Here is a 22,677-nt window from a genome sequence, read left to right as displayed (position 1 = left end):
CAAGTCAGGGACGACTTGAAGGAGCTACAGGGATGTATTCATGCGTTTTCGAAACAAAAGGCCTAATGACAAACGGACTACGAAGTACTTTGAAACGCTTATTGATTAAACAAAAACTCCATCAATGCTTTCTGCGCATGCAAACGATTTTCCGCTTCTTCCCACACGATCGCATACACATCATCCATCAACTCCGCGCTGACTTCCTTACCGCGATACGCCGGTAAGCAATGCATAAATAACGCATCGGAATTAGCGTGGTTCATCAATTCGCGATTGACCTGATAACCGGAAAAAATCAATTCACGCTCTTTCTTTTGTTCTTCCTGACCCATCGATGCCCAGGTGTCTGTCACCACCAGGTCGGCACCGGCAACGGCTTCTTGTGGTGTAGCACAAAGCTTGACGCGGTCGGCGTGGGCTTCTACCAGATCACTGCGCGGCGTAAACCCTTTCGGGCAGGCGATGCGCAACTCAAAATCACACAGTGCGGCGGCCTGGATGTAGGTTTTGCACATGTTGTTGCCGTCACCCACCCAGGCAACTACCTTGCCGCTCATTGAACCGCGTTGCTCAACAAACGTCTGGATATCGGCCAGCAATTGGCAGGGATGGAAATCGTCAGTCAAACCATTGATGACCGGCACGCGGGAATAGTCGGCGAAGCGTTGCACGGTATTGTGGGCAAAGGTGCGGATCATCACCATATCCACCATGCTGGAGATGCAGCGCGCTGCGTCTTCGATGGGTTCGCCGCGCCCGAGCTGTGAATCTTTGGTCGATAAAAAAATCGCCTGGCCGCCCATTTGCGCCATACCGGATTCAAAGGAGACGCGGGTGCGGGTAGATGATTTTTCGAAGATCATACCCAGCACTTTGTTCTTGAACAGCTCGGGCGACTGGCCTTTGCGTTGCAGAGATTTGAGTTCTATCGCGCGCTGGATGATGTGATTGAGCTCATCGCGCGAAATATCGTTGAGGGTTAAAAAATGTCTCGGTGCCTTTGAGGGAACCATAATTGCCTACTCTTCTACGGAGCGCGATAAAAAAAGCCCTCGCGCTCTTTCATTACAGTGCGGGATGAAGAACTCCCGCACCTGGTTAAAACTCCGTCACCAGTTCGACCACTTTCGTGACCAGCTCCTCCGCTTCTGCATCAGTCAGGATAAACGTCGGCAGTAAACGAATGGTATTGACGGAAGTTACGTTAATTAAAATGCCCTTGGCGCGGCCTTTTTCGACCAGCTCAGGACAGGGGGCATTGAGTTCGATGCCGATCATCAAACCCTTGCCGCGGATATCGACAACTTTCGGATGATTGGCCAACGCCGCTTTGAAATCAGCCAGTAATTTATCGCCCAGGTGCCGGGCCCGCGCCACCAGGTTTTCCGCTTTCAGCGTTTCGATCACGGCGATCCCGGCACTGCATGCCAGAGGATTGCCGCCAAAGGTGGTGCCGTGGTTGCCCGGTTGCAGCACATCCGCTGCCTTGCCGGCAGCCAGACAGGCGCCGATGGGCATCCCATTGCCGAGTCCTTTGGCGGTGGTGACGACGTCCGGCAGTATGCCGTTGTGCTGGAAAGCGAAGTAAGTGCCGGTGCGCCCGTTGCCGGTCTGGATTTCGTCCAGCATCAACAACCAATCGTGCGCGTCGCAGATTGCACGCAGTTGGTTGAGGTAGTCTGCTGCCGGTACCCGCACACCGCCTTCGCCTTGCACCGGTTCAACCAGGATGGCCACGATATTGGCGTGTTCGTTGGCAGCAGCCTCGACGGCGGCCACATCGTTGTAGGGAACGCGGATAAAACCTTCCACCAGAGGCTCGAAGCCGATCTGGACTTTGCTGTTGCCGGTCGCGCTCAGGGTTGCCAGGGTGCGGCCATGGAAACTGTTGGCCATGACGATGATGGCGGGATTTTTTACGCCTTTATCATTGCCATATTTGCGCGCGATCTTGATGGCCGCTTCGTTGGCTTCGGCGCCGGAATTAGAAAAAAACGCTTTTTGCATGCCGGATTGCTCGATCAGCAAATCCGCCAGCCGCTGTTGTTGGGGGATGTTGTACAGATTGGAGACGTGCAGCAGCGTAGCTGCCTGCTGGCTGATGGCGGCCGTTACAGCCGGGTGGGCATGGCCCAGGCCACAGACCGCAATACCGCTGATGGCGTCCAGATAGGATTTGCCTTGATCATCCCACACTCGGCTGCCTGCGCCCTTGGTCAGGGTCAGGGTTCTGGTGCCGTAGGTGTTCATCAGCGTTGCCATCACAATCTCCACGCAAAAGTACCAAAAACAAAACCGCCAAAAGCCCGTTACAGGAACAGGCTTTTGTCAGGCGAAATGGGATATAAACCAGAGAGTCTAAAACAAAACAGGCAGCATCTGGGCTGCCTGCGGGAAAGACTAAGGCGGCAATAGTATAAGCAAATGGCCAGCTTGGCAAATCACTGCCGCGGCATCCAGGGCGGCTTTGCGCAGCAATCCAGGGGTGACATTTCATGGACGGGCTTTTAGACTGCCGACTCGTTGTATTCTCTATTAATGCAAAGTTATTTAATACAAAGGATTCCGGGCCGTTTGATCAGCCCATACTTATCAAGGAAGCTTACCCATGTCGTCAGTCATTTTTCCTGTTTGTTCCCGCCTTATCTATAGCGTTTACCTGCTGTTACTTTTATTCATGCCGCCGGTGTTGGCCGATGCGCCGGGATTGTTACTGGCCAAGGTGTATTCCGATCAAGAGGATCTTGCACAGTGGTGGGTCAGTGAAAAACTGGACGGTGTCCGCGCTTATTGGGATGGGCACCAGCTTATCTCTCGTCAGGGCAACCGTTTTGCGGCGCCGGCCTGGTTTACGGCTGGCTTTCCGGATACACCCCTGGATGGCGAGCTGTGGATGGGGCGGGGTACTTTCGATGAGCTGTCCGGTACCGTTCGCCAGCAAATGCCGGATGATGCCCAGTGGCGCAAGGTCCGTTATATGGTATTCGATATGCCGGTACCTGATTTGACCTTTGATGAGCGCCTTGCCCGCCTGACGCAACTGATCACTGAACAGGGGATCGACCAGTTGCAATTGGTCAAGCAGTACAAGGTGAATAACGAGCAGGCGTTGATGGATGACCTGGAACAGGTCGTCGCCCGGGGCGGTGAGGGACTGATGTTACATCGCGGCACCTCGCTTTATCGGGCCGCCCGCTCCGACGATTTATTGAAGCTAAAAACCTACGAGGATGCAGAGGCTGTGGTCATCGCGCATATGCCGGGCAAAGGAAAGTATCTGGGGATGATGGGCGCCTTGCTGGTGGAGATGCCGGATCAGCGGCGCTTCAAGATCGGCACCGGTTTCAGTGATGCGCAACGCGCTGATCCGCCGCCGATAGGTAGCACGATTACCTATAAATACTTCGGCAAGACCAGCACCCAATTGCCGCGCTTTGCCAGTTTCCTGCGCGTGCGGGATGAACTGTGAAAATAAAAATTACAGGCCGGTTCGCTAAATCTCATGGACCTTGGTGTAGGCCAGTTCAGCTTTTTTATAGAAAACATTGCCCGGCGGCTGGATAAAAAATCCCTGGAACAGGGTTACACCCAGTTGCCACAGTGCGGCCAGGTGGCGGGCATCTTCAACTTGTGTGGCGATGACCTGGGTACCTTGCGTCTGCGCTACGGCGACTATTTGCGCAATATTTTCCTGATGCTCCGCCAACTGCCCAGTTACCAGAGGAGAAAGACGAATGTAATCAAACTGGATGTCGTCCAGCACGTGCGGCGTATTGGGTGTTTCGCCCGCACGTGACAGGCATACGCCGCAGTGGACATCCCGCAACGCGTTGACCAGGGTTCGCGCCGTTGATAGCTCAGCAATAACCCAGGATTCCTCAAGGATAAAAACAATCCGCCGGTTGCCGCGCAAACGCGTGTTGCGCATCAGGTTTGTGGCAAAGGAAAAAAATAATGTCTGCTGCAGTGTGTGGGTGGAAAGATGCAAAAACAGGGTAGCGCTTTCGCGCGTGCTGCTATCGGCCATCATCGCATTGACAGCACTTTGTAAAATCCAGCGATCCAGTTCAACCAATAATTTTGGGTTTTCAATACGGTGTAGAAATTTCGCTGCAGAGATCAATTCATCGTCTTCGCGCCGCCAACGCACCAGCACATCGTAGTGATTGATGTCGTTGTTGGTGAGATTCACCACGGGTTGATAGGACAAGGCCAATTTCTCTCTCGGCAAATTATCTGTGATCTCCAGTAAAGGTTCATTGATGACGGTGTCGGCAAGTGGTGCATGTACTTTATTCACCGATTCGGCAGGCATCTGCATGACAGCACCAGCGCTGGCTTGCTGTGCAGAATCCCGGGCCATCTCCGCATGATAAATGACATCGTTCACGCTGAGGTCCGGTGAATTCAGATAGGCCATACCAATCCTGACGTGTAACTGGCGCTCCTCGCCTTGCACGAGATACGGGTCCGCCGTAAGACGCTGGACAATGTGTTTGGCCCGTTGCTGGTGATGCTCTGGTGTCCGCGCCGAAACCAATACGCAGGCGGTCAGGTTAGCAATGGCTCCCCATTGTTCCTGGCTGCCGATGGTGGTGGCCAGCCGCTGGCAAAAGGCTTCGTGCAGTTCGGCCATGCCCGAATAACCGTAGGTTTTATCCAATTTGTCCAATTGATCCACAGCGATGTAATAAACCGCCGCCGGTTGCGCAGATGCATGTGCACGCTGTAATTCATTTTCGATCGCCGCGAATAAAAAGTGGCGGGTAACCTGATGATTGTCGCGTTTACGAATCACGTGTTCAATTCGGCTTTTGAGCAGTTGCGTATTATGCAAGGCGGCTTGACATTCTTGCACCAGCATCGCCGGCTCGACAGGTTTTGTCAGTAATGCATTTACCCCCAGTGCCTGTATCCGTTGATGCAATTTTTCTGAATGATCAGCGGTCAGGAAAATAATAGGCAACAGTGTAAACAGGGGTTCCTGGCGCAACAGGGTCGCCAGCTCTACGCCGTTGATATCGGGCATATGCATATCCAGAATCATCAACGCCGGTTTGAATTGCGCGGCGCGTTGAAAAGTTTGCATCGCCTGATTGATGCACATCACCTCCATGCCCTGATTGCGCAAGATGCCGGCGTGAAATTCGGCCACGGCCGGGTCGTCGTCCACAATAATGACGCGGTGCATTGGCTCGTGTTGCTCAATGGCCGCCAGGAGTGTTTTGACCAGCGCCGGGAAATCCAGCGGTTTGGTCAGGTAGCCGGCACCGCCCGCGCGCAATGCCTGCAAGCGCGCGTTGAGATCGCTGCGAGAAGAAATCAGGATGACCGGAATGCCTTCGCCCACCCGCTGGTGAATTTCCTGCAGGGCAGTGATGCCCGGGATCGGATTGGCGAAACGGCCTTCGGCTGGAAAAAGCAGATCCATTAAAATGGCGTCCGGCAATCCCTGACCTTGATCCAACTGCTGAATACAGGTCGCCGGTGATTCGAAGGTGGTTACGATGAACCCCGCATTACGCAAATAAACCGCCAGCAGTGCAGAGAGCGCGGTGTCATCATCCACAATGAAGATTTTTTTATCGTGGCCCTGTTTTACCGGTTCAGCTGTGGTGGCTGTTTGTGCGGGCGTTTCCGGTGATGCTTGGCCCGCATCGCGCAGCAGATGGGTTAACTGTTTGATGTGTTCATCAATAATCTTGCGCTCCATGCCACCGATAAGTTGCGCAGGGTTTTGGTGTTCAATTAAATAGGTTTCGAGTTGTTTCGCTGCCTGACTGATGGCGGGAAAACCAAAAGTATCTCCGGAGCCTGCCAACTGGTGTGCCAGATGCTGTAGCGTGCGGATTCCCTGGTCACTCCACTTGAGGTAACGCAACATGCTCCAGAGTTCGCTGATCTGGTTGGCGCGTTCAGCGAGGCTGTTGGTGTATTTGCTGCGCAACAGCTGGAATTCTTTGGCAAACGTATCAGGCATGGAGTTGATCTCGCATCGTTTGTGAAAGTAAAGGCGACCGTAAACCTGCCGGGCACTTATAACATGCCATCAAAGATTGAGGCACGTAAGACAAAAAATAATTTCATCGCGTAAAAGTTTGCAAACATCAACGCCAAATTTTGTCTTCTTATGAGACTATTTGGTGATTCAGATGTTCTTAATAGCTCACCTGTTATTTCACATCGTCGACCTGATTTTTTGTGTCAATTATATATAGGGAGAATTATGCGCTTCAAAAATGCCGCTTCCTTATGGCCGGGATTGTTATTTGTCACATCAGTGAATGCCGGTGCCGGGTCCTCCAGCACCCTGGAAACACTGGTAGTGACCGGCTCTCCTTCCATGCCTCTGGCCTCCAGCACCGTTGAACTAGAGACTGCCGATCAATTGCCTGGTTTGCGAATTGACAGCGCAGAAATATTGCAGGGCCTACCGGGCGTACAAGCGGACAGCCGCTCCAACTACGCGCAGGACACCCGCGTTACCTTGCGCGGCTTTGGCGCGCGCTCGGCCTTCGGTGTGCGCGGCATTGACTTATCGGTGGATGGCGTTCCGCTCTCGACGCCCGACGGACAAGGGCAGCTATCCAGTGTATTGCTTGATGAAATTACCTCAGTTGAGGTGTTGCGCGGCCCCGTGGCCGGGCTTTATGGCAACGGGGCCGGCGGCGTTATTGGATTGCAAACTCGCGTACCGGAAACCTCGCAGATTGGCGCTCGACTGTCAGCGGGGGAAGATAATTTGACGCGGCAATCTATAACCGGCCAATGGCGAGACGGTAAATGGGGCGCGCGGGTGCAAGCCGCTCACCTGGAAACAGATGGTAATCGCCCTCATGCCAGCGCTGAACGGCGCCATGCTGGTGCCCAGTTGTATTACACCGGCGACTCCGGTGTGGAAGCGGTAATACGCCTGGATACCAGCCGCGACCCCTTGCTGCAAGATCCATTAGGCGTCACAGAAACGCAATGGCGCGAGGACCCGCATCAACCTAATCCGATGGCCGAATTGTTTAATACGCGCAAGGAAATTACTCATCAGCAGGCATCCCTGACGTTGCGTCAGCAGCGAGGCGCAGGGCGCTGGCAAACCGTGTTATGGCGGGGCGAACGGGACATTGTTCAATATTTGGGATTTGCCGGCGATGCCATTACCAGCGCCGGCGGTGTGGTTGATTTGCAGCGTGATTTCAGAGGTGCTAACGGTAATTACAGCCGTGACTTTAATTTTCTGGCGCAGCCCGCGACGGTGACGCTGGGCGCAGAAATTTCACACATGGAGGATCGACGCCGGGGTTATATCAATCAATTCGGTGTCGCCGGCGATCTGCGCCGCGACGAATTGGGTGAAGCAACAAGCCGCGATATCTACAGCCTGTTGCAATGGCAACCGGCCACCCGTTGGCAAGTATTTGGCGGTGTGCGTCACAGCGATGTGCAGTTTGATGTGAACGATTATTTTGTTGTGACTGGCAACCCGGATGACAGCGGCAAAAAAAGTTTTGCTGAATGGTCTTCTGCATTCGGCGTGAATTTTCTGCTCGACGAACAGTGGACGTTGTTTGCCAGTACCGGGCGGGGTTTTGAAACACCGACGCTTACTGAAGCTGCGTATCGCAATGACACCACTGGCCTTAATACCGCGCTTGATGCAGCGGACAACCGCCAGCAAGAGGTGGGCATTAAATATCGCCAGGGCGACAGTGTTGCAATGGATCTCACGGTGTTCACTATCGATACCAACAATGAAATTGTGGTTGATCAATCGCTCAACGGCCGGACCACTTACCGCAATGCGGCCGAAACAGAAAGACAGGGCATTGAATTGTCTGGCGATATTTCCCTTGCTGATAACTGGTCGTTGCGCTTGAGTGCTAATTATCTTGATGCTGAATACAGCGCAGGGGAATATCAAGGTAATAACCTGCCGGGGGTTGCGCGGGAAAATCATTATGCGCAGTTGCGCTGGCAACCCTTGATGGATGAACGGCTGACATTATCCCTGGCTGCGCAACACCGCGCGCGCGTCGCCACCAGCGATGCAAACGAGACCTTTGCTCCTGCGTCGACGACGGCGGATATTGCACTCAGTAGTCAATTGCCATGGGGAAACTGGGCGCTGGGGGGCTGGATGAAACTGGCCAATCTTACCGACGAAAAATATGTCGGTTCGGTGATTGTTAACCAAAGCAATGGCCGCGCATTTGAACCCGCACCGGGACGACATTTTAGTGCGGGTATTGATGTGGCGTATCGATTCTAAAAACACCAAACGGGATTACGGCAGGAGGCTGGGTATTTATTGCATAAATGCCCAGATCACACTGCCGATGATACCAAACACCGCAAACCCCATGGTGAACATCGTCATCCAGGTAAACACAAACATGGCATACAGCAGTGGGCCGATATCGCGGCCCCACACTTTACATTCGCTGACACCACCCTCGTCGAGCTGACAACCGAGCAGTCTGGCAATGAGTGACGCCAGTAAACCCACAGCCAGTGGGAATACGCCGATTGCAATACTCACCATGGCGAGTCTGCCGGGCGTGAAATGAAACGTAAAAAATGGCGCAATCCATCTGACCCCATACCAGATTCCACTGGCGCCCATACCGATAATGCTGAGCGCCGCGATAAAACTGGCACCGCTCATAAAATAAAATACCGGCGATGATTTTATCTCCAGCGAATGGCGTGGGCTGTTAAGTCGTTTCTGCGACGCTTTGGTGGCGGCGAAGCAAAATAGCATTGCCCCGAAAGTGCCGATAAACACCAGCAGGCTGTAATAAAATAAATTGGCAGGCGTCATTGGTATGCTAGACAGCGCGCCCTTTCACCAACACCTTGCTCAATGCGGCCTGGGTAAAATCATTCACCTTCTGTTGCAGCTTCAGGAAGATGGAGCGGATAAATTCCCGGGTCAGCTCCGCCGCCTTGAGCACCTTTTTCATTCCCAGGATTTCCATCATCTTCTTGATCAGGTTCAGTACCAGTGAAGAAACATTTTCTGAAATATCAATGCCTTTCTTCAACACATAAGCCAGTTGGTCCATCAGGGTAAACGAGGTGCCGAAAGCCCCCGAGATTGCCCAGGCAACACCCTTCAGGCATTTCCTTAACACATACACAAGAGCTTGGTTTAACCACTCCAATGCCGTAATGGTTAATCCAATGGGAGATGTGGATTTAAGCCAGCGAACAATCCCGTCATCACTTTTTCTTTCTGACTCCAGTGCGGCGAGGGTGGGCCAGGATTTGTTTCTGACAGAATCAATGTAGTGATTCATCCCATGGTATTCAGCCATGGGCACGATGCCGGGCGATGGAAGGAAATAATCCTGGCCCGAATTTGGTGTATGAATAAAAGGCCAGATGGGAATACAGGGAACAATATCGGTTTTGTGGTAGGCCCGGAATATGCGCTCAGCACCAATACTACTTGTACAGAAGTCCGCAAAACCATATAGCCCAACCCGTGGGCTGCCAAAGGTATAAATATAAGGCTTGATCTTATAGCCACTCTTGATCCAGTCACCGCAAAGCGTGGCCAGCGCACCACCGAGGCTGTGACCAATGCAATGAATGTGAGAGATATTATTTTTAGCAACAATCGCCATGAACTCTTTAAGTTTTGGTTCCATGGTGAAGAAAGCGCGTTTGAAGCCGTCGTGAACCGGTTGTCCGGATGACGAGCGGGAAACGCTGATGTTGAGATTGGTAAGCCAGTCTGCTAAATATTGGGTGCCGCGAAAGAGAAAAAATGCATGGCCTTTTAAGGAACCTTGTCCTAGTAATGTGAAGCCAAAAGCCGTGCGGCATTTGATGAACCAGGGACCTCCTGTTTTCGCTTTTAATAAACTCTGCTCTGAAAAATTGAATACCTCTCCGTATTCTCCGTTCAAATAAGTGACGGCATCTTTCAAGGTGGGAAGTCGGGTCAGAGAGTAAACATCATCCGCTAATCTTGCTGCCTGGAAAGCTGTGAGTTCGGCCATATCAAAATACCTTTTCGATTGGGTCTGGTTCGACGTCCCATGTGCATAAACTGATGATGGGCGAGTTGTTGACTTTGATCATCTTCTCTTCAGCATGTAATTCACATGCGACCACCAGGGGCTTTCCACGCGACTCAGTATTCTCTTCGGGTTTGCGTTTCACGCCGCGCCAGATCGAATAGGATTGATCACCATGAAACACGGTGATGTCCTGAGAGGCTGCAAATTCCTGGGGTAGATATTTGGCGATGGTTCGTTCAAACATCGGGGGAAGGGAAAAGTGCCCCTGCTCGTCGGTGGTGGTTTCGTCCTGTTTTTCGCCATCCCGATCTGCCTTGCGCACAACTCGCGCATTGGCGACCGGCTCACCATCCAACGTGATCACACCGGAAATACCGGAAAACAAACATACCTTGCCTGCGTCCGTTAAGCTCATGCCAAACACCCCACTAGCCATCAAAGAAAGTGATAACACCACAATATGTAAAATACGTGAATTGCTCACATTGCCACCACGCCGAAAATGCATCGGAATAAGAATACCCGGTCAGCCTGCTAACCAGACTGACCGATTAGAGAGCCTGCATTGTCTGCCAAGATGGTGGCAAAGATAAGTCTGATCTGCTGAAAAATGTGATATTTTTCACAGCTGAGAGATGGCGGGAGTTTATGTGAGGCGGGCCGCTGCGAGGCAGCGGCCATGGTGTGGTTATGGCATAGCCTGAATAAAGTCATGCCATTTTTTTTGCCAGAGGATTGCCCAGCTTGGAGTGGATGTGCCTTGGCCGGCAGGTTTCAGATGGGAGTGACGTGCATGAATGCTGGATAACAAATCAATTTGGTTCGGTTCTACATCGACAAAAAGAATGTGTTTTCCTTCTTTCAAGGCCGCTTCAAAATGGCGTAATTCGTGATGCGGAACATGCATGCCGAACAGTCCGCCTTCCCAGGTGCAGAAACCCCAGGCCACCAGGGCAAGCAGCAGGAAAGGGGCCCAATGGACGCGCTCGGCGATACCGGAAAAATGGGCTGCCAGTAAAATGAGTACAGCCGCCACGAAACCAATCAGTGCGCCCCACAGTGCGGAATGGACGACGTCCCGTTTCATAAATTCTTGTACATTGTGCAGGTGACGCTGTTCAACGCCGGCGTCGTCATGGCTGAACACATGGATTTGCGGCTTCGCAATACCCGCCATTTCAAGTTCCTGTTCTACTTGTGCAAGATCATCAAGATCATCGCTGATGTAGTAAAAGCGCTTCATAAATCCTCCTTCGGGGATCATGGTTATTGTGCGGCCTCCTGACAACGGCGATCTGAGTACTGAGATAAACGGATCGTAAACACTAGACTCATTATAAAGCGCAAATATTCCGCGTTTTATCGGTGTTGGTAGAATAAGAACTTCTAACAAAAATCAGCTAAAGACGAATAATTTATGTATCAACAGTCGACTGCACAGCTGCATGAGCATTTTCGCTATCGGGTAGACCGGGTGGGGCAAGAGGGCGAGCCGGTTCTGGTGATTGATAATTTTCTCACTAACGCCGAAAGCCTGGTGAATTATGTGATCCGTTTCGGCCAGTTCCAGTTGGCGGGGCCGGGATATCCCGGCGTGCGCTCACCGGCGCCGGACAAATATCTGGTGGCGCTCCGCCAGCTGTTGGGAGATTTGATTTACCGAACGTTTGATTTGGACGAACAGGACATTACCGGGGCGCAAGCGGATTTTTCGATGGTCATGACACCACCTCAACATTTGCGACTACCCCACCGTATTCCGCATTATGATTCCAATAAACGTGCTGAACTGGCCGCTGTGCATTTTTTATGTTCCGGTCCGCAAGGGAGCACAGCATTTTATCGGCACCGCCAAACTGGCTACGAATTTGTCGATCATTCGCGGCTTGCACATTATCGCGCGACGCTGGAAGCCGAGGTAAAACAACAGGGTGACTTACCCGCGCGGTATATGAACGGCAGTACGCCATTGTTTGAACAGATAGCGGAATATGGTGCGTTGTTTAATCGTATTCTTATTTATCCTTGCACCAGTCTTCATTCCGGTAATATTCCCGAGGATTTTGTGTTTGATGCTGATCCGCGTCGTGGACGTTTATCCATAAATACCTTTATTTTCTGTCGGGACTAGTTTCGCTCTGGTCCCGCTGGTGTCTGAAAGTTGATGATGAATTTACCTGAATTACCGCTGAGTGCTCACCGCACGTCCTTTATGGAAACCCTTCGGGCGGGGACATTGTTGCTGGAGGCCGAGCCGGGCGCCGGTAAGTCGACGCTAGCGCCCTTGTGGGCACTGGATGCCATCGGTGAAGGGCACTCAGTGTGGCTGGTGCAACCGCGTGTGCTGGCTGCCCAGGCGCTGGCGGTGCGCCTCGCCAGCCTGGTGGGTGAGGCGCCCGGTGAAACCGTGGGTTACCAGGTGCCTTACGATAATCGCAGTAGCAACCGCACACGCTTGTTACTGATGACACCGGGTATTTTATTGCAACACCTGTTGCGCGATCCGCTGCTCAACGGGGTTGGCATGGTGATGCTCGATGAAATCCACGAACGCGCCGTCAACCAGGATCTCGCCTGGGCGCTGTTGCAAGAAGTCCAGATTTTGCGTGATGACCTGCAACTGGTGTTGATGAGTGCAACGCCGGACCCCGCGTTGCAACGGCAGATTTCCCAGCGTTTGTTTGCACCGGGCCGTTGCTTTCCGGTGACCACAGATTATTTACCGGCAAAGCAAAATGCCTACGGTCAAGTGGAAAAACTTGAAGATCATTTGCTGCGCGCTTTGCAATCCTGCGCTCATTGGCAACAACAAACGACGCTGGTTTTTTTGCCGGGCTGGCGTGATATTGAAGCCTGTGCCCAAACCGTCGGGCAGCGTTTTCCCGCGCAGCGAATTGTGCGTCTTCACAGCCGCGTAACCGCGCAGGAACAACTGCAAGCGCTCGATCCCGCTCAAGGTCCGCGCCTGATTCTGGCCACCAATATTGCCGAAACATCGCTGACCATTGCCGATGTCACGCTGGTGATCGATTCCGGTCTGGTGCGGCGTGCGGAGTACGAGCAACGCACAGGCATTACGCGTTTGCGCACGGCGCGTATCAGTCAGACCAGTGCGGACCAACGGCGCGGCCGGGCGGGCCGCGTCCAGGCCGGGCAATGTATTCGCCTGTGGTCCCAGGATCAACCTCAGGCGCCTGCCGATTTACCGGAGATTCGTACCACAGATTATCTGCCTCTGGCGTTGCGCCTGGCGCATTGGGGGAGTGGGGCGGAACAATTGAATTGGCTTGAGACACCCAATCATCTGGCTCTGGTGCAAGCGCAGCAACAATTACATCTGTGGCATTTGCTTGATGCCGCCGGCAAGGTGACGCCCGCCGGTGAGCAGGTCAGCGAATTGGGTACCCACCCGCGCATTGCCGCGCTCTTGCAGTCGGTGGTTCACGCAGGCGAGCTACCTGAGCCCATACTCTTGCTCGCTTTGGCTCTGCATTTTGAATTAAATCCGGCAACCGATATCGCGGGCTGGCTGGCCGAGGCGGCGCAGGAACTGCAGCGCCAGTCGCATTGGCGACTGCAAAAAAAGCGTTGGCTGGCGGTCTTACAGGTTCAGGTAAAACCGCACGCAAATTTACCGGCGCAATCATTGGCAATGGCTTTCAATGATCGCATCGGCTTCCGCCAGGACTCAGGACGCTACCGACTAAATTCCGGAATCAGTATCGAGCCGTCTCCTGCGCTGGATACGCCCTGGGCGATTTTTCCGGTGATACAAGCGCGTGCAAAAGGCCACACGGGTTTGGGCATCGAATTAACCTTAACCACAGAACAGCAACGCCAGCTCAGCCAACGGCAAACCCAACTGGTTTTTAAACAATATCAATGGCAACGCCAGTTACAATGGAAGATGGGTGGTGTAATCGTTGCGGAGCAAACCGAGGCTATCGCTGATGATGAGATGGGAGCGGCGTTGCTCGGGTATGTGCAAACGATCATCGATGAAAAAGGCTTGCACGGCCTGTCATGGACGCCCGACGCCGAACGATTATTGCAACGCGCCAGATTGATAGCGCGCTACGATTTGCTCGCACTTCCATCACTCGACGATGCCAGTTTGATGGCTTCTTTAGCCTCATGGTTACAACCGTTTTTGACGGCCCAAACGCGCCTGGATAATTTGCCCTGGCGTGCGGGCCTGGAATTTTATCTCGGCTATGAAAATTGCCAGACGATTCAGGCCATCTTACCCGATGCGATCAAGCTCCCCAGCGGCCGCCAGGTCAGCCTGGCATTTGCTGCCGATGCCACGCCGGAAATATCCGCCAAGTTGCAGGAATTTTTTGGTTGCAGCGATCTGCGGCTGGCAGAGGGCCGTATACCCTTACGCATTCATTTGTTGTCTCCCAACGGCAGTCCATTGGCTATCACAACCGATCTGGGTTCTTTTTGGCAGCAGGCTTACCCGGAGGTAAAAAAAGAAATGCGGGGGCGTTATCCCCGTCATCCCTGGCCGGATAATCCGCTCGAGCATGTGGCAACGGCGCTAACAAAAAAACGTTTGCAGCATAATCCGCCGGTATAACCTGGCGGATTTATCCTTATGTCGGAGGCCTATGTTCGTTACGGCACTTATCGCGTAAATTGCTGTGGAACTCTCACTTGGGCTGGCTAAACTTGGCTATACTTTAAAGCGTTTCTGCGCGATATCTGACTTGGGGCTTCAATCTGTTAACTGGCAGGTGACGGGATGAAAAAAATCGCTGCGGTGTTTATTAGTGGCCTTGCTGCGTTCGCCCAGGCGGATGACAGCTTGCAATGGAGTGACGATTTATCAGCAGAAGACGTAGCTTATTTTGACGAAATGCTGCGTGTTGACCCCACCCGCAATACACTCCTGCCGCATTCCGATATTCATGCCGAATGGCGCCTGATCAGCTACCCGCAATCCTCAGTGGATGTTGGCTCCCGTTATGCCTTATCCGTGGTTGAGGTCGCCTATCGGGGCCAACAAAGTGATGTGGTCTACAGCTTTACTGAAAAACACCTTAACGATAACCTCGCGGTATTTCTACAGGTCAGTCATACCGAATACAACGCCGCATTGAGCCATGACTACATCGGCACTGGCATCTTGCTGAATAATCGGTGGCGTGCGGGAGATGGCATCGGCCTGGGTATCGCTCACGCGCGTTCCAGTGATCTTCAGCAACAGGTTTATCCGGATTGGGAGTCAGCAGAGATGGCGTGGGAGCTAAGTTATTTTGGCAACCTGCTCAACCGCCTCAACGCGCAAACCAGTGTGTATTATATTCAGCACCCCGTGCAGGATGTCGAGATCAGCGACTCCATTGCCGCGCAATTGCGCGTGCATTTCAAATTTTGATTCTTCTCCTTGAAATGGTCATGATGAACGTGTAGATGTAGCACACGCGTTGTCGTAATCATTTTTCCTGAAAAAATAATGCACATTATTTTATGAATAAAAATATCAGCTGAAGCTGATGTTGTGTTATTCGGGAAGGATGATATCGCGTTGTCAATAACAATAAGTTTAAAGGTGTGACAAAGCGGCGAACCGTGTTGTGCCGATTTTCCTGCCGGATCCTTATCGGTATGTGAGCCTGGCTTTGTCATGGAAGCGGCTGTTGATGGTTAATAACAGCAACCACTTGTCCAAAGGAATTTCATCTGATGAGAATCACGACGTTTTTACAGCTATTTTTTTCTTGCGTTTTTCTGTTGCTTACCTCCATTGCGTCTGCGCAATCTTCCTTCAGCTCATCTTCAGCCTCAGCCTGCGGAGGTTCTTCATCCGCATGTTCTTCTTCATCAAGTATGAGTTTTCCATCTGCTTGCTATATATCGTCATCGTCCAGCTCCAGCAGTTCATCCGTTGCCAGCGGGCCAAACCACGCGCCGGATGTGGCGGTTGACACCGCCGTTCACGGCCCGACAATTTTTGTTGATGCGCGTGATTCAAGCGATCCGGATAAAGATTCCCTGACGTATGAAATCGACTTTGGTGATGGCGAGGTCATCCGTTACAGCAATGCCTGGCACACCTACCGCGCGCCGGGGAATTACACGGTTACAGTCACCGTGTCGGATGGTGAACTCACAGATACCCAGACAGATATCATTACGGTAACGGAACACAGCGGCGGCAATCGTGCACCGATAGCGATGCTGGCGGTGAGTTCCGGTTTGGGGCTCATTCATGGTAGGGCTAATGCCTCATTTGATGAGGATGGCGATGCATTGACGTACATCTGGGACCTGGGAGCGGGGCCCACGACATCATCCAGCGCAAATTCCCCAAGCCGCGGTGTCGACGGCGGCGCTTATATCACGGTGACCGTCAGTGACGGCGAACTGGCTGACACCAAACAAATGTTTGCACCCGCGCGGTGTGGTGCATGGTATGACTTCCGTGCGTCAGCCAATCTGGAATATCGCCTGGAAGACATGACGGTCTATGTTGACGCGCGGGATTCAGAGGCGGCATACAACATTAATTGGCACTTTGGCGATGGTGCCACCAGTAATGATCTGGTGACGTCGCACACCTACGCAGAACCTGGTATTTATCGACTGGTTTTATCGGCATCAGGCATTCCCTTTTCAGATACCGAAGCGGTGACGTTGGTGGTCGGTGATGTACAGGATAATGAGCCGCCCCTTGCGGTGTTAACCTGTGAGGAAACCACGCGTTCTTACATTGATGACATCGTGACGGCGTGTGATTTATCCGGTTCTATTGACCCGGACGGTGATTACCTGACGTACATCGTGGATTGGGGCGATGGTTCATCAACCGGTGTGATTTCCTATACTGAAACCGTTCATGTCTACGAAGAAGCCGGCAACTATGTCATCACCTTGACGGTGTCAGACACCTTGCACACGGTGACCCAGCAATTTAACTGGACATCTACCGGTCAAATAGAGGAGCCCAACGAACCCCCGGTCGCAGCAGTGGCATGTTCTGAAGTTGAGCGTGCAGTGGCACAACCGGATGGCTCAAGCGTGGATCAATATTTCACAGCCTGTAGTGGTGTCGGTTCCACCGATCCCAATGAGGACGATGATCTGATCTTTTCCTGGGACATGGGCGACGGGGCAACCTATGAAACGACACGGTCTATTGATACGGTATTTCATCAATACCAGGTTGCCGGCACCTACACAGTTACCATGACGGTGAGCGATGGTGAATTCTCCGATACCATCACCCGGCAAATTGAATCCAGCGGTATTGCCATACCGGATAACAACACGCCGCCCACCGCCTGCTTCCGGATTATTCAAAACGCTATCTATCCGCCGCCGTTGAATGCGATCTTTGATGCGAGCTGTTCGTCAGACCCGGATGGCGATGCCCTGACGTATCAATGGGAATTTGGCGATGGCACAACGGCCACCGGTGTCAACACTTCCCATCAATTTGCCAGTCCCGGCCGTTATGCAACCACGTTGACCGTCAGTGATGGCTTGGCATCGCACGCGGTTACCCACACGGGCACCTACGGTGCTGTGGGGACGGCGCAGTGTGAATACATCCTCACCAGCGAGTGGGGCACCGGTTTTGTCGCCGTGGTGCGTATCACCAATCAAGGCGTGACACCGCTGAACGGTTGGACGGTAGGGTGGCAGTACACCGGAGGCGACCGCGTTAGCCACACGTGGAATACACAGCTTACCGGAAGCAATCCTTACTCGGCTGCCAACCTAGGCTGGAATGCCGTTATCCAACCGGGGCAATCCATTGAATTTGGATTTCAGGGCACAAAACCCCAGGGCACTGCAGCGGAAATTCCCGCTATCATCGGTGCGCTTTGTGAGTCGTAGTTGAATGACGCAGCCGGCACTTTCCGTGCCGGCTTTTTATTGCCGGGATGATTAACTTTTCAGGGCAATTCAGCGCGCGGAATTTGTAATTTGTAGCCGACACCGTATACCGAATGAATAATTTCTTCGTCAGTTAACGGCAATAATTTTTTGCGCAATTTTGTGATGTGCGAATCCATCGTCCGATCGTTCACCACGCGGTGATCCTTGTAAGCATGCTTCATCAATTGTTCGCGGGAAACCACCCGTTCTTTGTTGGCCATCAAGGTTTCCAATAAACGATATTCCACTGCGGTAATTTCGACCTGTTGTTCGCCAAAGCGCACGGATAACGTTGATTGGTCGAGGTGAAAGTGGGTATCGGCGGTGGGCGGTTGGGTGCGCCGCAATACGGCTTTTACACGCGCAACCAATTCGCGTGGGCTGTAGGGTTTGCAAATATAATCGTCCGCCCCCAATTCGAGGCCCAGCAGACGATCAATTTCTTCAACCTTGGCGGTCATCATAATAATGGGCACCTGGGAGACGCGCCGCACCTCCTGGCAAACGCTCAAACCGTCTTTGCCGGGCAGCATTAAATCCAGTAATACCAGATCCCAATGTTCGTGGAGGATTTTGTGCAGCGCCGTTTTTCCATCGCTGATCAGCGTGGTATCAAATTCCTGAGCGCGCAGGTAATCCTGCACTATCTCACCCAGTTCCGGTTCATCTTCCACAATCAGGATACGCATCATAAAGTCAGGCTCGCGACAAGGGCAGGGTAACGGTGACAGTCAAACCGCCTAACTGACTGTTTGTGATATGGATGGTTCCTTCGTGCGCCTCCACGATGTTGCGGCACAAGGTCAAGCCCAATCCAGCACCACCGGTAGCGCGATTGCGGGAAGACTCTGCGCGATATAAACGTTCGAATAATTTTTCGTGCAGTGAGGCATCGACGCCGGGGGCGCTGTCATCCAGTGTGATGACAAACTGATTCGCCTCGCGCTGCATGTGTAACTCAACGCGACCAGGCGCCTGCGTATAGTTCAGGCTGTTCTGTAATAAATTCAAAAATAGCTGGTGCAGGCGTTGCGGATCACCTAGAACCGGTGCGTCCCCCGCAGGCAAATGCGCGCTCAGCGTCAATCCTGCAACCTCGAAACGTGGCTGCATCATCGTCACCAGCTCGTGCAAAAGCGCATGCAGATCGCAAGGTTGTTTGCGATAAGTCAAGGCGCCGATATCCGTCAGCGAGAGATCATAAAGGTCGTCCACCAGGTTGGTCAGACGTCGGGTGTGTTGTTGCAGCCGCGCCAGGGCTTTTTGGTCCAGGGATCTGACACCATCCTCAAGCGCTTCAATATCTGCTTGCAAGACCGCCAGTGGGGTGCGGAGCTCATGGGAAATATCGGCTACCCAACGCCGGCGAGCCTGTTCACTTTGTTGCAGTGAGTTTCCCAGGTCATTGAGGTGTTCTGCCAGGGTGGTTAATTCGTCTTCGCCCTTGAGGTGAATCTTATTATCGTACTGGCCCTGGCTTAGCCGCTGAATATGTTGCACCAGTGCGTGGATGCGTTTGGTTAAAAAGTGAGACAACGGTAAGGCTGACAGCAGCGCGAACAAAAACGCGGCGACAGCAATCAGCGCCAGATTGGTGGTTTGATCGCCGGCGAATTCCGCATCATGCAGATCGCGTAAGGCCGGGTTCAGCGGCATTCCCAGATAACCCACGGTACGCGAATTTACCTGTAACTTATGGCGATAAATGTCGCGGCGCATACGCGGATCGCCCGCGACGAGTTGCTGCTCACTGTCGAGCAAGACCACGGCGCGGAACAATGCACTGACCCGTCGGCTGACATTAACCGGCGGCGCCATCCTCTCGGATGGCGTGCCGGGTATAGCCTCGGGAGGCGGGCGCCGGCTCCGAAAATTGTCCACCATAAACACAGTGAGGTATTCGGGCCAGGCGTCGGGATTATTCCTGAACCAATCCCAATTGCCGTGCTCCTGATAATGTTGTTCCAGCTTTTCAATCAAAGGCGCCGCACGTGCAATTTCTTTCTGTTCAATGTAATGCCAGAAACCGCGCTCAAAGCTGAAACTGAAGAATGCATAGAGTGCACCGGTCAGAACGGCACTGGTGGTCAGTAAAGCGAGAAAAAACTGGGTGCGGAGTTTAAACATACCGGGTTCAATCTTTCAGGTTGGCAGGCTTTGCAGTTTGCACTCAGGCAGGGGGATGATCAATGGTGCGCGAGATTGACACATAAATCATTGTTGGATAAGGGCTGTTTTGTCAGTTTATCCGGCGGCTGTTTGTTATCGACGCAATCTCAGTAGGATTTTATTTGCGTATTTCGCGTTGTTAGGTTTGCGCGCGGCGCAGAAAATGGCGAAATGAAAATAGGCAAAGTACTCAGGCAACACCGCAACGCCCAGGGCAAGACCCTGGAAGCGGTATCATTTGTGGCAGGCACGGATGCCGGTAATCTGTCGCGTATCGAAAGGGATGAACAACGCCCGTCCCTGGATCTTCTGGAAGAGATTGCCCGCGCTTTAGGGCTGACCGTGTCCGCTATCTATGCGGAGGTGGAAAGCCAGGCAACAGCTGTCAAGGAACCCAGTGATCGGTACAAGACCGATAAAAAGCGGGCCGCTGAGCTGGAAAAGCAGGTTAACCAACTCACTCGCTACTTTTGCTCCCTGTCTCCGGAAGGGCGCGAGCTGGCGCTTAACCTGGTGCAGACTCTCAAAAAGGCTCACCCGTCGCGGGACGACAAAACATAATCACTGCCGTATTGGGCATTCCCCGGTTAGAATACTCACCCGATTCGGCTTGCTTTCTGCTGTACAGCCCCCACTATTTCATCTACTGCGCGTTGCCGCATTCACCGCAAACAGAGGTCAGTTACGTTTATGGACGTTTTGGAAACGATCAAGCAACAAATCAACGAAAACCCGGTCATCCTTTACATGAAGGGATCGCCCAATGCGCCCCAGTGCGGGTTTTCCATGCGCGCTTCCCAGGCATTAATGGCGTGTGGCCAGCGCTTCGCTTATGTCGACGTGCTGACCAACCCGGATATTCGCACCGAGTTACCCAAGTTCGCCAATTGGCCGACGTTTCCGCAATTGTGGGTCAAGGGTGAGTTAGTTGGCGGATGTGACATCATCACCGAAATGCATGAAAAGGGTGAGTTAAAACCACTCGTTGATGCTGCTGTTGTTAATTGATAGCCGAGCCGTCAGGCTCTTGGCAGTTATGAAAACGGAGCGTGATGAACGCTCCGTTTTGCCTTGGCAGTTGTTGATGTCTGTTTAATAGCGGTTTCATCAGCTCAAAATAACCCGCTCCAGAAATAAATTCCGATCAATGTTATTGCCCCAACGGCACTGAATATACACAAAGCCAGACCGAGCAAGCGTTGGCGATCATTGCTTCGCTGGTCTTCCTGGTCGCGCAGTAATTGATGAGCGCGCCAGGCAATGTCGCGGGATTTAAGCAGTTTTAACTTGATCTTGTTTAGCGCCGTAATGTCGGCAACAATTTTTTGCTGATTTTCCGGATCGCTGGCCTGTGCGCGTTGCGCATGCAGATTTTCCAGTTGCTGTTCCAACTCGGCGATTTTCTGATCGATATTGGCGGACAGCTCGTTAATCTTCATACATTAAGGTGCTCTTGCATAAAAACGATGGCGTTTACCTTAACAGATATCGGCCACCGAGGGGCGTGGAAAAGCGAGCTCGTTTATAAACGATGCCGGCTTGTTATAATTAATCAACTTTTTTGTGGGTAGGCAGCCCGCGTGATTTTCCCTTCTGGAGTTATCAGCGCTCGTGGATAGAAAAACTGATCCTCAATTTCACCCTTCGTTCTATGGCCCGCGTTATTGGTTTACCTGGTTAGGTCTGGGCTTTTTTAAATTGCTGGCGAGTCTGCCGGTTTCCATCAGCATGCGGCTTGGCGCAGGTATCGGCTATTTGTTTTACTACTTTGCCCGACCCCGCCGTCATATCACCGAAGTGAATGTAGCCCTGTGCTTTCCGGAAAAAAGTGCGCGAGAGCAAAACCAACTGGTGCGCGATATCATGCGCGCGGTTGGTATCAGTGTCGTGGAGACTGCCATCGCTTTCTGGGGCAGTGATAAACAGTTCAAAGGTCGTTACACCATCAAAGGTGTGGAGCATATTGAAGCGGTACAGGCAGAAGGCAAAGGCATCATCCTGATGGGCTGCCATCAAACCACCCTTGATCTTGTGGGGCGTATTTTATCCAGCCACATTACCTTTGATGTCCTTTACCGGCGCGATCCGAATCCCTTGTTGTCCTATATGATCTCCCAGGCGCGCGAGCGCTTTGCCAAGTCCGCCATTCCCCGTGACGATACCCGTCAGTTGATCCGCAACCTGCGCAAGGGGCACTCCGTCTGGTACGCCCCGGATCAGGATTATGGTTTAAAGCACGGGGTATTTGCCCCGTTTTTCGGCGTAAATGCGGCAACGATTGTAGGTACCGGACGCATTGCGCAAATGGGGCAGGCGAAGGTCATTCCGATGTCGTATTACCGGAACGCCGAAGGGCATTACGAGATAGAGTTTTACCCACCGCTGGACAATTTCCCCAGCGGCGATGATGTGGCTGACGCGACGCGTACCAATGCGGTGATTGAAGCAATTATCCGGCGTCAACCGGACCAGTACCTCTGGGTCCACCGACGTTTTAAAACGCGGCCACCCGGCGAGGCAAGCTTTTATCGCAAGAAGCGCTAAGCCGGCCTTTCAAGACCGATTTCATCCGGAATAGCTTCGAAAAGTACCT

Annotated in this window: 20 protein-coding genes; 10 read left to right on the top strand and 10 right to left on the bottom strand. The window is 52.6% G+C overall.

Annotated features, from left to right (window positions below; all coding sequences use genetic code 11):
• Positions 1–98: 98 nt before the first annotated feature.
• Together argF and ACSV5M_RS12415 are read right to left on the bottom strand one after the other, a co-directional pair.
• Entirely contained in the window at positions 99–1,016 is a 918-nt protein-coding gene (gene argF, locus ACSV5M_RS12420; protein ID WP_439176549.1) for an ornithine carbamoyltransferase, read from the bottom strand.
• An 85-nt stretch (positions 1,017–1,101) separates the two neighbouring features.
• Positions 1,102–2,265 carry an acetylornithine transaminase gene (locus tag ACSV5M_RS12415; RefSeq protein ID WP_439176548.1) on the bottom strand — a complete coding sequence of 388 codons (1,164 nt, stop codon included), beginning with the start codon at positions 2,263–2,265 and terminating at the stop codon, positions 1,102–1,104.
• Positions 2,266–2,611: 346 nt separating this feature from the next.
• Here ACSV5M_RS12415 and ACSV5M_RS12410 point away from each other — a divergent pair, with 346 nt between their 5' ends.
• Complete coding sequence (locus ACSV5M_RS12410) at positions 2,612–3,472, top strand: DNA ligase (RefSeq protein WP_439176547.1); 861 nt, start codon at positions 2,612–2,614, stop codon at positions 3,470–3,472.
• A gap of 24 nt (positions 3,473–3,496) precedes the next feature.
• On the opposite strand, the gene ACSV5M_RS12405 is transcribed toward ACSV5M_RS12410, so the two are convergent.
• On the bottom strand, positions 3,497–5,983 hold the full coding sequence (locus ACSV5M_RS12405) for an EAL domain-containing protein (RefSeq protein ID WP_439176546.1): 2,487 nt from the start codon (positions 5,981–5,983) through the stop codon (positions 3,497–3,499).
• A 246-nt stretch (positions 5,984–6,229) separates the two neighbouring features.
• Here ACSV5M_RS12405 and ACSV5M_RS12400 point away from each other — a divergent pair, with 246 nt between their 5' ends.
• A complete protein-coding gene (locus ACSV5M_RS12400; RefSeq protein ID WP_439176545.1) occupies positions 6,230–8,266 on the top strand; it encodes a TonB-dependent receptor family protein in 2,037 nt (678 codons plus the stop codon).
• A gap of 36 nt (positions 8,267–8,302) precedes the next feature.
• Here ACSV5M_RS12400 and ACSV5M_RS12395 read toward each other — a convergent pair whose 3' ends face one another.
• The 4 genes from ACSV5M_RS12395 to ACSV5M_RS12380 all read right to left on the bottom strand — a co-directional run bounded on the left by ACSV5M_RS12395 (position 8,303) and on the right by ACSV5M_RS12380 (position 11,268).
• The gene (locus tag ACSV5M_RS12395; protein WP_439176544.1) at positions 8,303–8,818 is read right to left on the bottom strand and encodes a hypothetical protein; all 516 of its coding nucleotides are present in this window, start codon (positions 8,816–8,818) and stop codon (positions 8,303–8,305) included.
• A gap of 7 nt (positions 8,819–8,825) precedes the next feature.
• A complete protein-coding gene (locus ACSV5M_RS12390; protein WP_439176543.1) occupies positions 8,826–10,004 on the bottom strand; it encodes a lipase family protein in 1,179 nt (392 codons plus the stop codon).
• A 1-nt stretch (position 10,005) separates the two neighbouring features.
• A complete protein-coding gene (locus ACSV5M_RS12385) occupies positions 10,006–10,509 on the bottom strand; it encodes a DUF6795 domain-containing protein (protein WP_439176542.1) in 504 nt (167 codons plus the stop codon).
• A 204-nt stretch (positions 10,510–10,713) separates the two neighbouring features.
• The gene (locus tag ACSV5M_RS12380) at positions 10,714–11,268 is read right to left on the bottom strand and encodes an NAD/FAD-utilizing enzyme (protein ID WP_439176541.1); all 555 of its coding nucleotides are present in this window, start codon (positions 11,266–11,268) and stop codon (positions 10,714–10,716) included.
• Positions 11,269–11,442: 174 nt separating this feature from the next.
• Here ACSV5M_RS12380 and ACSV5M_RS12375 point away from each other — a divergent pair, with 174 nt between their 5' ends.
• The 5 genes from ACSV5M_RS12375 to ACSV5M_RS12355 all read left to right on the top strand — a co-directional run bounded on the left by ACSV5M_RS12375 (position 11,443) and on the right by ACSV5M_RS12355 (position 17,873).
• A complete protein-coding gene (locus ACSV5M_RS12375) occupies positions 11,443–12,156 on the top strand; it encodes a DUF6445 family protein (protein ID WP_439176540.1) in 714 nt (237 codons plus the stop codon).
• A gap of 33 nt (positions 12,157–12,189) precedes the next feature.
• Positions 12,190–14,607, top strand: coding sequence for an ATP-dependent helicase HrpB (gene hrpB, locus ACSV5M_RS12370; RefSeq protein ID WP_439176539.1), 2,418 nt, complete (start codon positions 12,190–12,192; stop codon positions 14,605–14,607).
• Positions 14,608–14,772: 165 nt separating this feature from the next.
• Positions 14,773–15,408: a carbohydrate porin gene (locus ACSV5M_RS12365; protein ID WP_439176538.1), complete on the top strand. Its 636-nt coding sequence runs from the start codon at positions 14,773–14,775 to the stop codon at positions 15,406–15,408.
• Positions 15,409–15,607: 199 nt separating this feature from the next.
• On the top strand, positions 15,608–15,958 hold the full coding sequence (locus ACSV5M_RS12360) for a hypothetical protein (protein WP_439176537.1): 351 nt from the start codon (positions 15,608–15,610) through the stop codon (positions 15,956–15,958).
• Positions 15,948–17,873, top strand: a complete 1,926-nt coding sequence (locus ACSV5M_RS12355; protein WP_439176536.1) for a PKD domain-containing protein — start codon at positions 15,948–15,950, stop codon at positions 17,871–17,873. Before ACSV5M_RS12360 ends, ACSV5M_RS12355 begins: the two co-directional genes overlap by 11 nt.
• Positions 17,874–17,932: 59 nt before the next feature.
• Here the strand turns inward: ACSV5M_RS12355 and ACSV5M_RS12350 are convergent, their stop codons facing one another.
• Complete coding sequence (locus ACSV5M_RS12350; protein WP_439176555.1) at positions 17,933–18,604, bottom strand: response regulator; 672 nt, start codon at positions 18,602–18,604, stop codon at positions 17,933–17,935.
• Between the two features lie 7 nt (positions 18,605–18,611).
• Positions 18,612–20,042: an ATP-binding protein gene (locus ACSV5M_RS12345; protein ID WP_439176535.1), complete on the bottom strand. Its 1,431-nt coding sequence runs from the start codon at positions 20,040–20,042 to the stop codon at positions 18,612–18,614.
• Between the two features lie 213 nt (positions 20,043–20,255).
• Between ACSV5M_RS12345 and ACSV5M_RS12340 the strand changes: the two genes are divergently transcribed.
• Both ACSV5M_RS12340 and grxD read left to right on the top strand, forming a co-directional pair.
• Entirely contained in the window at positions 20,256–20,645 is a 390-nt protein-coding gene (locus tag ACSV5M_RS12340; RefSeq protein ID WP_439176534.1) for a helix-turn-helix domain-containing protein, read from the top strand.
• A gap of 129 nt (positions 20,646–20,774) precedes the next feature.
• Positions 20,775–21,092 (top strand): Grx4 family monothiol glutaredoxin, encoded by a 318-nt coding sequence (gene grxD / locus ACSV5M_RS12335; RefSeq protein ID WP_439176533.1) that lies wholly within the window; start codon positions 20,775–20,777, stop codon positions 21,090–21,092.
• Between the two features lie 104 nt (positions 21,093–21,196).
• Here the strand turns inward: grxD and ACSV5M_RS12330 are convergent, their stop codons facing one another.
• A complete protein-coding gene (locus ACSV5M_RS12330; protein WP_439176532.1) occupies positions 21,197–21,523 on the bottom strand; it encodes a hypothetical protein in 327 nt (108 codons plus the stop codon).
• Positions 21,524–21,695: 172 nt separating this feature from the next.
• Here ACSV5M_RS12330 and lpxL point away from each other — a divergent pair, with 172 nt between their 5' ends.
• Complete coding sequence (gene lpxL, locus ACSV5M_RS12325; RefSeq protein WP_439176531.1) at positions 21,696–22,628, top strand: LpxL/LpxP family Kdo(2)-lipid IV(A) lauroyl/palmitoleoyl acyltransferase; 933 nt, start codon at positions 21,696–21,698, stop codon at positions 22,626–22,628.
• Positions 22,629–22,677: the final 49 nt, after the last annotated feature.

The sequence above is a fragment of the Cellvibrio sp. ARAG 10.3 genome, from assembly GCF_051846955.1.
Classification (GTDB): Bacteria; Pseudomonadota; Gammaproteobacteria; order Pseudomonadales; family Cellvibrionaceae; genus Cellvibrio.
The sequence above is the reverse complement of the archived record's forward strand: the minus strand, read 5'-3'. Positions and strand labels throughout refer to the sequence as shown.